This window comes from Paenibacillus sp. FSL R5-0912, from assembly GCF_000758605.1.
Lineage (GTDB): Bacteria > Bacillota > Bacilli > Paenibacillales > Paenibacillaceae > Paenibacillus_AQ.
In genome coordinates this window covers 4497496-4510244 of the sequence record NZ_CP009282.1, presented here as the reverse complement: position 1 = coordinate 4510244, position 12749 = coordinate 4497496, and the positions used below count along the sequence as shown (strand labels likewise).

Genomic DNA, 12749 nt, shown 5'->3' with positions numbered 1-12749 from the left:
TTATTCGCAAAAACGGCTAGATCACCTCATGGAGGACAAGCCGTTTTTGCTTGTAGAACATACAGAACAAATTACTATCATTCAAGGAGGGGTTTTATGGAACAACGTGTGGAAATGCAGCTGGGCGGAAGACGCCTTGTGCTGGAAACAGGCCGTCTGGCCAAACAAGCGAACGCAGCCGTTATGGTGCGTTACGGAGATACTTCAGTATTGTGTACGGTTACAGCATCCAGTGAGCCTAAAGATCTGGATTTCTTCCCGCTTACGGTGAACTATGAAGAAAGATTGTACGCGGTGGGTAAAATCCCGGGCGGATTCATCAAGCGTGAAGGACGTCCAAGTGAAAAGGCGATCCTGTCGAGCCGTCTGACCGACCGTCCGATTCGACCATTGTTCCCGGAAGGATTCCGCAATGACGTACAAGTATTGAACCTGGTTATGAGCGTGGATCAGGACTGTGCGCCTGATATTGCAGCTATGATCGGTACTTCTGCTGCTCTGAGTATTTCCGATGTGCCTTTCAACGGTCCAATCGGGGGCGTAGCTGTAGGCCGTATTAATGGTGAATTCATCATCAACCCTGATGTAGCCCAGCAGGCAATCAGCGATATCTATGTCGTTGTAGCCGGTACTAAGGACGCTATCATGATGGTGGAAGCTGAAGCCAATGAAGTCACTGAAGATGTAATGCTTGAAGCGATCATGTTCGGACATGATGAAGTCCGCAAGATCGTAGCTGTAATCGAGCAGCTCGTAGCCGTTGCCGGCAAAGAAAAGATGGCTGTGAAGCTGCATGCGGTTAACGCTGATGTGAACGCACAGGTTCGTGCCTATGCGGAGAGCCGTCTGGTTGACGCCGTGAAGATTGCCGAGAAGCATGCCCGTCAGGATGCTATCGATCTGGTTAATAATGAAACGGTGGAGTATTTCGCAGAGAAATACATAGAGTCACCAGAGCTTCTTAAAGATGTTAAGGAAGTGCTGCATGATATCGTGAAGGACGAAGTAAGACGTCTGATCACGCATGATAAGGTACGTCCAGATGGCCGTAAGCTGGATGAGATTCGTCCGATTGAATGCGATACAGCGCTGCTGCCGCGTACACACGGTTCTGGTCTGTTCACACGCGGACAAACACAGATCCTTAGCGTTTGTACACTGGGTGCGCTGGGGGATGTACAGATTCTTGACGGAATCGATCCGGCTGAAACCAAACGCTTTATGCATCATTACAACTTCCCTCCGTTCAGCGTAGGGGAAGCCCGGCCGCTGAGAGCACCGGGACGCCGCGAAATCGGCCACGGTGCACTGGGTGAACGCGCATTGTCCAAAGTGATTCCGAGTGAAACTGAATTCCCGTACACCATCCGTCTCGTATCGGAAGCCATTGAATCCAATGGTTCGACTTCCCAGGCGAGTATCTGTGCCAGTATCCTGGCGATGATGGATGCAGGGGTGCCCATCAAGGCGCCGGTAGCCGGTGTCGCAATGGGTCTGATCAAAGACGGAGAACATGTCTCCATCCTGACAGATATTCAGGGTATGGAAGATCACCTCGGCGATATGGACTTTAAGGTAGCGGGAACAGCAGAAGGCGTAACGGCGATTCAGATGGATATCAAAATCGACGGCATCGACCGTAAAATTCTGCAGGATGCGCTCCAGCAGGCCAAAGAAGGACGTATGTTCATCTTAGGTAAAATGAATGAAGCAATCTCTGCGCCAAGAACAAGCCTGTCCAAATATGCTCCAAAAATCATTATCATCAACATCAATCCGGACAAAATCCGCGATGTTATCGGTGCTGGCGGTAAGATCATTAACAAAATCATTGAAGAAACCGGCGTAAAGATCGACATCGAACAAGATGGCCGTGTCTTCATTGGGTCCTCCAACGAAGAGATGATTCAGAAGGCCCGCGGCATTATCGAAGGCATTGTGCGTGAAGTACAGGTCGGCGAGATCTATGTCGGTACTGTTAGACGTATTGAGAAGTTCGGCGCATTCGTTGAACTGATTCCTGGTAAAGACGGCCTCGTGCATATTTCCCAGCTGTCTACAGAACGTGTAGCTAAAGTGGAAGATGTTGTTGCCATCGGCGATACCATTACCGTAAAGGTAACCGAAATCGACCAGCAGGGCCGCGTCAATCTGTCGCGCAAAGCTGTGCTGACTTCGGAAAGCGGAGCGAAGGCGTAAGGATAACCTCGCCTGCGGTTTTCCGGAAATCTAATTAAATGAATGAAGAAGAGACAGAAGCAGTACCGTTCTGGCTCTTTTTTTCTAGCAATGAACCGACAGTACTCAGGTGCGGATAGTATATGGCAGTGGGCTGCACTCTTTGCGTTATGCATATTCGGCCCTTTTCATACATAGGCTGGGACAAAGCGTCCCTGCACTTCTACCCTTGTGCCGGGATGGATCAGACCGTTTCTGCCGGGGAGGAAAGACGTCATGAAGACGGACAAAGCAGCGCTTGTGCTGGCCTGCATTGCAGTAGTAATCGGGATTGGCAGCACGAATGGGCCGGTCAAAGAGATGATCGCCGGGCTTAAGCCGCAGGCCGATACGGCCGTGATGAGCTATGCGCCAAAGCAAACCAACGATGAATTGCGCGCCCAGATTGCCGGCAAGGCAGCGGAGCTGAATGCGCAGCCTGTCGATGCTGTCGTTGACCGGGTATGGAAAGCCATACCGGGGTACAATGGACTTGAAGTGGATGTGGAGGCAACCTACCGGAACGCGCTTTTGCGGGGCCCGGCGGACAGCCTCAAACTGGTGTACCGCCAGACAGAGCCGAAGGTATCGCTGAGTGATCTGGGGGCGCAGCCGATCTACCGGGGCAATCCGGCCAAGCCGATGGTGTCGCTGATGATTAATGTGGCGTGGGGGAACGAGTATATTGTGCCGATGCTGGATATTCTGGACGAGGAGAAGGTCAAGGTGACCTTTTTTCTGGATGGAAGCTGGCTTAGTCATAACAAGGAGCTTGCCGCCGAAATGCTGAAGCGGGGACATGAAGTAGAGAACCATGCCTACACACATCCCAACATGAGTACACTCAGCCGCGCGCGTGCAACGGCCGAGATTGAGAAGACACAGAAGCTGCTGAAGAATACCCTGGGGGTAACCAACCAATGGTTTGCTCCGCCTTCAGGAGATTTTAATCAGCAGACGGTGGAGATTGCAGCCTCACTGGGACTAAAAACGGTATTATGGACGCTGGATACAGTCGATTGGCGCCATCCTTCTCCGGATTCGGTTATTGCCAAGATCAGCAGCAAAGCGGAGCCCGGAACCCTGGTACTGATGCATCCTACAGACTCCTCTTCCCAGGCGCTGAGGGGAATGATCCGTGGGATTAGAGCCAAGGGCTTGCAGCTGGGAACCGTCAGTCAGACACTCTCAACAGAGCGTATTACACCTCCGGAAGTTGAGTGAACAGACTATTTCTGATAGGATAAGAGGCGCGAATAATAAATACAGACAGATACAGGGGCTGTGCCAGGAGGATTTTACATTGGACAAAATATTATTATCGAACGGACTTCGGGTGGTTACCGAGAAGATCCCTACCGGAAGATCCGTATCCTTCGGAATCTGGGTCAAGACGGGCTCACGCAATGAGAACCCGCTGAACAACGGGATTTCTCATTTCATCGAGCATATGCTCTTCAAGGGAACTGACCGGTACAGCGCGAAGGAGATCGCCGAACAGTTTGATGCGATTGGCGGTAATGTCAACGCGTTTACCTCGAAGGAATATACATGCTATTATGCCAAAGTGCTGGATGAGCATCTGCCGATTGCTGTGGATGTGCTGGCGGATATGTTTTTCCGTTCACGGATGGATGCCGAGGAGCTGGCTAAAGAGAAGAATGTCATTCTGGAGGAAATCTCCATGTGCGAGGATACGCCGGATGATCTGGTCCATGAGCTGATGTGTGCAGCTGCATACGGCGAACACCCGCTGGCTTACACGATACTCGGACTCAAGGAACGTCTGCTGGAAATGACGCCGGATGACCTGCGTGCATACATGAAAGAGCAGTATACGATCGAGAATACGGTAATCAGCGTAGCCGGAAATATTAATGACGGGCTGATTGAACTGCTGGAGCAGCATTTTGGCTCGTTCGCGAACCACGGTGAATCGCCTTCGCTGACTGAACCGGATTATCAGGGGGAGCTGGTCTTCCACAAGAAGAAAACAGAGCAGAATCACATCTGCATTTCCTTGCCCGGTGTGAAGAGCGGCGGCCCGCTGCAGTATCCTATGGCTCTGCTGAACAATGCCTTTGGCGGCGGAATGAGCTCGCGGCTGTTCCAGGAAATCCGTGAGAAGCGCGGTCTGGCGTACTCAGTATTTTCGTATCATAGTGCCCAGGCCGACAGTGGCTTGTTCACCGTATATGCCGGCACAGCGCCGAAGCAGACCAAAGAGGTTACCGAGCTGATCAAAGAAATGCTGCACGATCTTGCTGTGAACGGCCTGAGTGAGGATGAACTCCGCAAAGGCAAGGAGCAGCTGAAAGGCAGTCTGATCCTGAGTCTGGAAAGCACCAGCAGCCGGATGAACCGGATGGGCAAAAATGAGCTGATGCTCGGCAGGCAGGATACCCTCGATGAGATGATTGCCAAAATAGGGGCCGTGACCATGGAGGATATCAATGCGCTGCTGGATTTTATGTTCGCACAGCCGTTGTCTCTGGCTATGGTAGGCTCAACAGATAAAGCGATAGCCAATGTTAGGAGAGATGATCTTGTCTTATTACGTTCAAATTAACAAGCTTCCCGGGAATGAGGATGTGCTGCTGCCCTGCAAAATGTCCGAACAGGCCTCTGGGTATGACCTGTATGCCGCTGTAGCAGAGGCTGTGGTGCTTGCTCCGGGCGAGCGCACATTAATCCCCACAGGAATCTCACTCGCCATGCCGGACGGGCTGGAGGCGCAGATCCGTCCGCGCAGCGGCCTGGCCCTTAAGCACGGTATCACCTGCCTGAATACCCCGGGTACCATCGATGCGGATTACCGTGGTGAGATTAAGGTGCTGCTGATCAACCTGGGTCAGGAGCCGTTTGCGATTGCCCGCAATGAGCGGATTGCCCAAATGGTGTTCCAGGCTGTGCCATCTGTAACGCTGGTGGAAGTCGGTGAGCTCTCTGAAACGGAGCGCGGCGTCGGAGGCTTTGGACATACGGGTAAATAAGCAGCAAATTCGTATAGGATCTTATAGAAATTAGACTAAAGCTTGCGGAAACCGCACCTTCATGGTGCGTAACCGCAAGCTTTTTTATGTTTGGCATATGCGTAAATACGTTAGCCTTCTATTTGGCTGTGCCCTTAGCCTGTTTATGCCCGACTACCTCATAGAGCTTCTCCATCTGGGCATCCCGGCGGTCGATAATATCCTGAGCCGTTGTATAGACTTCGATATCAGGCATAACTGCATTGGCCGGATCACGGCTGGGATCGGGGCGGGTGAATTTACTTTTATAGCTGATTGTAGAATGAATAACACTTATTATCAGTGATTTATCTCAGCTTCACCGGAATTCATCTCCGCTCTTCACCCATCCGCACCACACGGCATAAGATGCTCTATAGTCGAATGTGTATGTTGAAAGGAGCGTCATCCCTATGCTTACTGGCATCAGGATCGTGTTCCTGGGCGGGGACGCGAGACAAATTGAAGTGATTCGGAAATGTGTGGAAATGGATGGGACGGTAAGCGCTGCCGGGTTCGACAAGTGGGATGCCCCAAGCCCGGGGGTAAACCTGGAACAAATGTCGGCAGAATTACTCAGCAGCGCAGATGTGCTGGTGCTGCCGGCTGTCGGCTGCGATGATGAGGGTTATATTAATGCGGTATTTGCTTCAGAACGCCTGCAACTGCTGGAAGAGCATATAGCTGCGCTGCCGTCCCGGGCTATCGTGTATACCGGCATGGCCAAAAGCTATTTGCGCGGCCTGTGTGTCAGACATTCACTCAAGCTGGTGGAGCTGCTGAACCGGGATGATGTGGCCATTTACAATTCTATCCCGACTGCTGAGGGTGCACTGGTTATGGCTATACAGAATACCGATTTCACCATCCATGGTTCTACCTCAATGGTACTCGGAATGGGCAGGACGGGATTCACCATGGCCAGGGCACTGCAAGGCATGGGTGCAACTGTAAAAGTAGGCGTAAGGAAACAGGAGCATTATGCAAGGGCAGAGGAAATGGGCTGGAAGCCGTTTATGACCGGAGATCTGCTGCTTCACGTACCGGAAGCGGATCTGATCTTCAATACCATTCCAAGCATGATTATTAACGCACAGGTTCTATCGCGTCTTCAGCTGCACTGCGTGATCATCGATCTGGCTTCCGCACCGGGCGGGTGTGATTTCCGCTATGCCGAGAAGCGCGGGATCAAGGCGATGCTGGCACCGGGACTTCCCGGTATTGTGGCCCCCAAGAGCGCCGGAATCATTATGGCTAATGCGCTGGTACAGTCGTTATCAGGCGAGACTTCAATCAGGGGGGACGAATAAATGGATTGGCATGGTAAAACAGTTGGTTATGCAATTACCGGCTCTCACTGCACCTTTGCTGAGGTAATGCCGCAGATTCAGCGGTTTATGGATGGCGGCGCCAACGTGGTGCCGATTGTATCGGCATCTGTGCTGAACACGGATACGCGCTTTGGCACATCGGAAAATTGGTTAAAACAGTTGAAAGATATAACGGGGAATGATATCATTTCTACAATTGTTGAAGCGGAACCGCTGGGTCCTTCGAAGCTGCTGGATGTACTTACGATTGCTCCCTGCACAGGGAACACAACAAGCAAACTGGCGAATGCCATGACGGATAGTCCGGTGCTGATGGCTGCCAAATCGCAGATGCGCAATGGGCGTCCGCTGGTGCTGGCGATCTCCACCAACGATGGCCTGGGCCTGAATGCGGCGAATATTGCTAAGCTGCTGGTAACTAAAAATATTTATTTTGTGCCATTCGGCCAGGATAATCCGGTTGCTAAGCCTAACTCACTTGTGGCCCGGATGGACCTTATTCCTGAGGCTTGTTATGCAGCCCTGCAAGGCAGCCAGCTGCAGCCTATGATTATCGAACGGTTTCATTCAGCATAGCATTACGGCTCTTCACAGCAGCCAAGCACATATGTAACCTAACTGCCGTCCTCATTCTGAGGGCGGTTCAACAATTTATTCAGCAGGGTAAGGTTGGAGCATTTTTCAGGGTGGAGGAAAGGGGCATTTTCCTTATGCTTACTGGCATCAGGATCGTATTCCTGGGCGGGGACGCAAGACAACTCGAAGTGATCCGCAGATGCGTAGAGATGAATGCGGCAGTAAGTGCCGCGGGGTTCGACCAGTGGAAGACTCCGGTTCCGGGGGTGTCTCTGGAACTGATGTCCGCAGAACTGCTTGGCACAGCTGATGTGCTAGTGCTGCCCGTGGCAGGATGCGATGAGGAAGGGAAGCTTAACGCGATGTATTCCTCCGGTCCGCTGCAACTGCTGGACGAACATATCGCGGCGCTGCGGGCAGATTGTATAGTATATACTGGTATAGCCAAAGATTATTTGCGTGCCTTGTGTACCAGGCATTCACTGAAGCTCGTGGAGCTGCTGGACAGGGATGATGTGGCGATATACAATTCCATTCCTACAGCGGAAGGCGCGCTGGTTATAGCCATTCAGAACACCGATTTCACCATACATGGCTCCAATTCAATGGTGCTGGGCATGGGAAGAACCGGCTTCACGATGGCCTGGACCCTGCAAGGCCTTGGAGCCAGGGTGTCTGTGGGGGTCAGGAAGCAGGAGCATTACGCCCGTGCGGAAGAAATGGGGTGGAAGCCTTTTATGACCGGAGCCCTGCAGCTTCATGTGGATGATGTTGACCTTATCTTCAATACCGTTCCCGGCATGTTGCTTACGGCAGAGGTTCTTTCGCGTGTGCCCCGGCAGTGTGTAATTATCGATCTGGCTTCGGCTCCGGGCGGCTGTGATTTCCGTTACGCGGAGAAGCGGGGGATCAAGGCGATTCTCGCCCCGGGCCTTCCCGGGATTGTCGCCCCGGCAAGCGCAGGGAGGATTATGGCTGGTGCATTGCTGCAGTCGATTTCGGACGAGGTTTCGCACACGCCGGGGGAAGAATGAACTGTCAGAGATTTGATTAACACATGATTCAGTATTTCAAGGTATGCACCCAGCGCAGCAAGAGCTGTTTTCTATGAAAGTAACAGCTATTCTGCGTATTTATCAGCGCTTGCTTAGAGAAGTAATTGGAGGAATTATAAATGGGTATTTTGGTGCAAAAATTCGGCGGAACCTCGCTCTCCACACCGGTGGCCAGAGAACATGTAATCCGTCATGTCAAACGGGAGCTGGCCAGCGGGTTCAGCCTGGTGGTTGTAGTCTCGGCAATGGGCCGCAAAGGTGAGCCTTATGCTACAGATACACTGCTGGATCTGGCGGCTCAAAGCGGGAACTCGCTGCCCGACCGCGAGCGTGATCTGCTGATGTGCTGCGGGGAGATTATCTCGGCGGCCAATCTGTGCGGACTGCTGGAGCAGGAAGGGATCCGTTCTACCGTGCTTACGGGGGCGCAGGCGGGATTTGTAACAGACAGCAGCTACGGCAATGCAAGAATTCTGGATGTGCGGACAGAACGCATTCTACGCGAACTGCGTGAGCATAAAGTAGTAATAGTAACAGGGTTCCAGGGCCAAACTGAGGCTGGCGACTTCACAACCCTTGGCCGCGGAGGAAGCGATACTTCGGCTACAGCGCTCGGAGCCGCACTGCGTGCGGACATGGTCGATATATATACCGATGTCGACGGCATTCTGACCGCTGATCCGCGGATTGTCGAAGATGCCAAGCAGCTTACTTATGTCAGTTATACGGAAATCTGCAATATGGCCTATCAGGGAGCCAAGGTAATTCATCCCCGGGCTGTGGAAATCGCCATGCAGGCTCAGATTCCGGTACGTGTACGGTCAACGTTCTCCGAAGCGGAAGGGACGCTTGTTACCCATCCTGAAGGCTTTAGCGATGTTTCGCACGGAGTCGTTGACCGTTTTGTCACGGGCGTTGCGTACGTCAGCAACATTACACAGATCTCCGTAGAATGTCCGGACGGCAACGGAACCGGTGTACAGCTGCAGATTTTCAAAAGCATGGCGGATAATGGAATCAGCGTAGACTTCATCAATGTGACTCCATCCGAGGCTCTGTACACTGTATTCGATGACAAATCGGAGAAGGCAATCTCTGTGCTACAGGAGCTGGGGCTGCGACCTAGGAGCTTGTCTGGCTGTGCGAAGGTATCCGTTATCGGCGGAGGCATCAACGGGGTGCCGGGAATCATGGCCCGTATTGTTGAAGCGCTCAGCTCGCAAAATATTCAGATTCTGCAATCCGCAGACTCCAATACAACCATTTGGGTTCTGGTGAAGAAGGAAGATATGGTGCAGTCGGTTCGCGCCCTGCATGCCAAGTTTGAATTGCACCGCTGACAAGGAGGAATTCAAAGTGGATTTCGGAAGACTAATAACCGCAATGGTAACCCCGTTTGACGGGGACGGAGAAATCAACTGGGAAGCAACTTCAAGGCTTGTCGATTACTTGATAGAAGAACAGAAATCCGCTGCGCTGGTAGTCTGCGGAACAACGGGTGAATCGCCTACCTTAACCGATGATGAGAAGCTGAAGCTCTTTTCTTTTGTCAAAAAGCAGGCAGGCGGACGCTGCAAAATCATCGCCGGAACCGGCAGCAACAGCACTAGACATTCCATCGAGCTCACGAAGGAAGCCGAGAAACTCGGCGTGGACGGTGTGCTTCTGGTCGTCCCTTATTACAACAAACCTAATCAGGAAGGGCTCTACCGGCATTTCTCGTCCATTGCCGCTGAGACTTCGCTGCCTTGCATTTTATACAATGTACCAAGCCGCACTACGGTGAGCCTTAGCGTCGCAACGACATTGCGTCTGGCCGCACTTCCGAACATTGTCGCTACGAAGGAATGCGTCTCGGTGGATCAGATCACCCTGATTGCCTCGGCCTGCCCGGATGATTTCCATGTCTACTCGGGGGATGATTCTGCGGGTCTGGCCACGCTTGCTGTGGGTGGCCATGGCATTATCAGCGTAGCCAGCCACATTGTCGGGGCGCAGATGCTGGAGATGATCGAAGCTTTCACTTCCGGGAACGTCCAGCGTGCCGGTGAGCTCCACCGGACGCTGTTTCCTGTGTTCAAAGGGTTGTTCGAATGCCCGCAGCCGCTGCCGAATCCTTCGGCGGTGAAATATGCGCTGGGTCTGCGCGGGATCGACGTAGGTTCCGTCCGTCTGCCGCTGGTTTCTCCGACGGAAGAGGAAGCGGCTTTCATTGCAGCTTTACTGAAATAGGCATTGCCGCTATATTTCAAGCAGATTTATACCTTTAACCGGCCGCTCTAGAGAGCGCCCGGTTTTTTAGTTTGTCAGATCGGGATAAAGACTATGTAAAAAAACGCAAGCCATAACCACTTTTTTGCTTGTCTTTTCCTCAAATAATGGCTGTTTGTTAAGGAAAGAATAGGACTGGGATCAGGATGACTTGTCTTTTGCCAAAAAAATCATGTATAATGTCCTTAAGTGATTCGGTGCGGTTAAAATAAAATATGCGGTAATCTTCCGTCAATGTGATTTTACATTGTGAGACAGGATAGGTCCTTGGATAAGTCTGTGCTAAAACTGCCGGATTTTCGCGCGAGGGGCGCGGTGGTGAAATTTTGACGGCGTTTGCCCGCTTCAAGACGATATTACTGCCCGGTTCGGGAGTTTCGCCTTGCGCAATTATACAGACTTATCGGAATTTCATTGTCGAATAAGGAAAGTTAACAGCAATTTGAAGAAAGTCTACAGCGCCGCTGAAATAATTGAAGCTCATTGTTTACAAATAAAAGTATGACGTCCAACATCATAGGAGGGTTAGATTCATTTGTCGAAAAAAAACAACAACGATAAATTGTCGATATTCGCATTAGGCGGAGTCGGCGAGATCGGAAAAAACATGTACGTTATTCAGTACGGCAATGACATTGTAGTCGTGGATGCCGGCCTGAAATTCCCGGAAGAAGATATGCTCGGTATTGATATTGTAATACCTGACATCTCGTACCTGACTGAGAACCGTGACAAAGTAAGAGGGATTGTGCTTACCCACGGACATGAGGATCACATTGGCGGATTGTCTTATGTGCTCAAGAACCTGAATGTTCCAGTCTATGGAACAAGACTTACACTTGGCCTTGTGGATAACAAGCTCAAGGAAGCGAACCTGTTGGGTGAAACCAAACGGATTCTGATCAACGAAGATTCGGAAATTGAACTGGGCACCTCGCTTAAGGTAACATTCTTCAGAACTAACCACAGTATTCCTGATTCCGTGGGTGTATGCATCGAGACTCCGGAAGGCAACGTTGTCCACACAGGTGACTTCAAATTCGACCACACGCCAGTTAACGGTCAATTTGCGAATCTGCACCGGATGGCCGAAATCGGATCGAAGGGTGTGCTTGCACTGCTGTCGGACAGTACCAATGCCGAGAAGCCGGGCTTTACACCTTCGGAGAAGAATGTCGGTATTGTTCTGGAAGATATTTTCCGTAAAGCTGAACAGCGTGTAGTTGTAGCAACCTTTGCTTCCAACGTGCACCGTATCCAGCAGGTGGTGAATGCAGCAGAATCGACAGGCCGCAAGATTACTGTCATCGGACGCAGTATGGTTAACGTAGTTTCCATTGCTTCCGAGCTCGGTTATCTGTACATTCCTGACGGTATGCTGATTGAACCGGAAGAAATGAACAGAATGGCCGGCAACCGTGTAGTTGTGCTTTGTACAGGCAGCCAGGGCGAACCTATGTCCGCGTTAACGCGTATGGCACGCTCCAGTCACCGCAAGGTTGACATTATGCCGGGCGATACCGTTATTATTGCAGCTACACCGGTACCGGGTAATGAGAAGTATGTAGGCCGTACCATTGATGAACTGTTCCGTCTTGGCGCCAATGTAATTTACAGCGGCTCCAACTCCGGTGTTCACGTATCCGGTCACGGCAGCCAGGAAGAGCTGAAGCTGATGCTCAACCTGATGAAGCCGAAATTCTTCATTCCAATTCACGGTGAGTTCCGGATGCAGCGCAGACATGCAATTCTTGCAGAGTCCGTCGGTGTAGAACCAAGTAATATCTTCATCACGGAGCTTGGCGAAGTGATTGAAATTTCCGGAGGTGCAGCACGCAGAGCCGGTAAGGTTACTGCAGGCAACGTGCTCATTGACGGACTTGGTGTCGGCGATGTCGGCAATATCGTACTGCGTGACCGTAAGCTCTTGTCCCAGGACGGAATTCTGGTTGTAGTGGTAACACTCAGCAAGCAGAATGGAGCTATTGTCTCCGGACCGGACATCATTTCCCGCGGATTTGTCTACGTGCGGGAGTCTGAAGGTCTCCTGGACGAAGCTAACCGGATTGTATCCGGTACGCTGCAGCGCCTGATGAGCGAGAAGGTCAATGAGTGGGCTTCTCTGAAGACCAGTGTCAAAGATTCGCTCGGCCGTTTCCTTTACGAGCAGACACGCCGCAGACCGATGATCCTGCCGATCATCATGGAAGTATAATTCAAAGCGTTATTTAAGAATATATGCAGGGCAATAGCCCCTTCTCCCCGGAAATATTGGACGGTTTCCTGGG

The 12749-nt window shown here is 51.6% G+C and carries 10 protein-coding genes; all 10 read left to right on the top strand.

The window, feature by feature from the left end:
• Positions 1-96 precede the first annotated feature (96 nt).
• The 10 genes from pnp to R50912_RS18940 all read left to right on the top strand — a co-directional run bounded on the left by pnp (position 97) and on the right by R50912_RS18940 (position 12676).
• Entirely contained in the window at positions 97-2199 is a 2103-nt protein-coding gene (pnp, locus tag R50912_RS18985) for a polyribonucleotide nucleotidyltransferase (RefSeq protein WP_042237097.1), read from the top strand.
• Positions 2200-2454: 255 nt separating this feature from the next.
• On the top strand, positions 2455-3441 hold the full coding sequence (locus tag R50912_RS18980; protein ID WP_042237096.1) for a polysaccharide deacetylase family protein: 987 nt from the start codon (positions 2455-2457) through the stop codon (positions 3439-3441).
• A gap of 79 nt (positions 3442-3520) precedes the next feature.
• Positions 3521-4786 (top strand): M16 family metallopeptidase, encoded by a 1266-nt coding sequence (locus R50912_RS18975; RefSeq protein ID WP_042138111.1) that lies wholly within the window; start codon positions 3521-3523, stop codon positions 4784-4786.
• The gene (gene dut / locus R50912_RS18970) at positions 4764-5210 is read left to right on the top strand and encodes a dUTP diphosphatase (protein ID WP_197072942.1); all 447 of its coding nucleotides are present in this window, start codon (positions 4764-4766) and stop codon (positions 5208-5210) included. The genes R50912_RS18975 and dut overlap by 23 nt, the downstream gene beginning before the upstream one ends.
• 431 nt (positions 5211-5641) lie before the next feature.
• Positions 5642-6538 carry a dipicolinate synthase subunit DpsA gene (dpsA, locus tag R50912_RS18965; protein WP_042237091.1) on the top strand — a complete coding sequence of 299 codons (897 nt, stop codon included), beginning with the start codon at positions 5642-5644 and terminating at the stop codon, positions 6536-6538.
• The gene (locus R50912_RS18960; protein ID WP_039294817.1) at positions 6539-7135 is read left to right on the top strand and encodes a dipicolinate synthase subunit B; all 597 of its coding nucleotides are present in this window, start codon (positions 6539-6541) and stop codon (positions 7133-7135) included.
• A gap of 134 nt (positions 7136-7269) precedes the next feature.
• A complete protein-coding gene (dpsA, locus tag R50912_RS18955; protein ID WP_042237090.1) occupies positions 7270-8169 on the top strand; it encodes a dipicolinate synthase subunit DpsA in 900 nt (299 codons plus the stop codon).
• A gap of 140 nt (positions 8170-8309) precedes the next feature.
• Positions 8310-9530 carry an aspartate kinase gene (gene dapG / locus R50912_RS18950; RefSeq protein ID WP_039294812.1) on the top strand — a complete coding sequence of 407 codons (1221 nt, stop codon included), beginning with the start codon at positions 8310-8312 and terminating at the stop codon, positions 9528-9530.
• 16 nt (positions 9531-9546) lie between these two features.
• On the top strand, positions 9547-10422 hold the full coding sequence (dapA, locus tag R50912_RS18945; RefSeq protein WP_042237088.1) for a 4-hydroxy-tetrahydrodipicolinate synthase: 876 nt from the start codon (positions 9547-9549) through the stop codon (positions 10420-10422).
• Between the two features lie 574 nt (positions 10423-10996).
• Complete coding sequence (locus tag R50912_RS18940; protein ID WP_039294807.1) at positions 10997-12676, top strand: ribonuclease J; 1680 nt, start codon at positions 10997-10999, stop codon at positions 12674-12676.
• Positions 12677-12749 lie beyond the last annotated feature (73 nt).

Excerpts from the sequence above, each read along its gene's own strand:
- R50912_RS18980 (WP_042237096.1), top strand. The coding sequence starts at position 2,455 with ATGAAGACGGACAAAGCAGCGCTTGTGCTGGCCTGCATTGCAGTAGTA.
- dpsA (WP_042237090.1), top strand. The coding sequence starts at position 7,270 with ATGCTTACTGGCATCAGGATCGTATTCCTGGGCGGGGACGCAAGACAA.
- dpsA (WP_042237091.1), top strand. The coding sequence starts at position 5,642 with ATGCTTACTGGCATCAGGATCGTGTTCCTGGGCGGGGACGCGAGACAA.
- dapG (WP_039294812.1), top strand. The coding sequence starts at position 8,310 with ATGGGTATTTTGGTGCAAAAATTCGGCGGAACCTCGCTCTCCACACCG.
- pnp (WP_042237097.1), top strand. The coding sequence starts at position 97 with ATGGAACAACGTGTGGAAATGCAGCTGGGCGGAAGACGCCTTGTGCTG.
- R50912_RS18960 (WP_039294817.1), top strand. The coding sequence starts at position 6,539 with ATGGATTGGCATGGTAAAACAGTTGGTTATGCAATTACCGGCTCTCAC.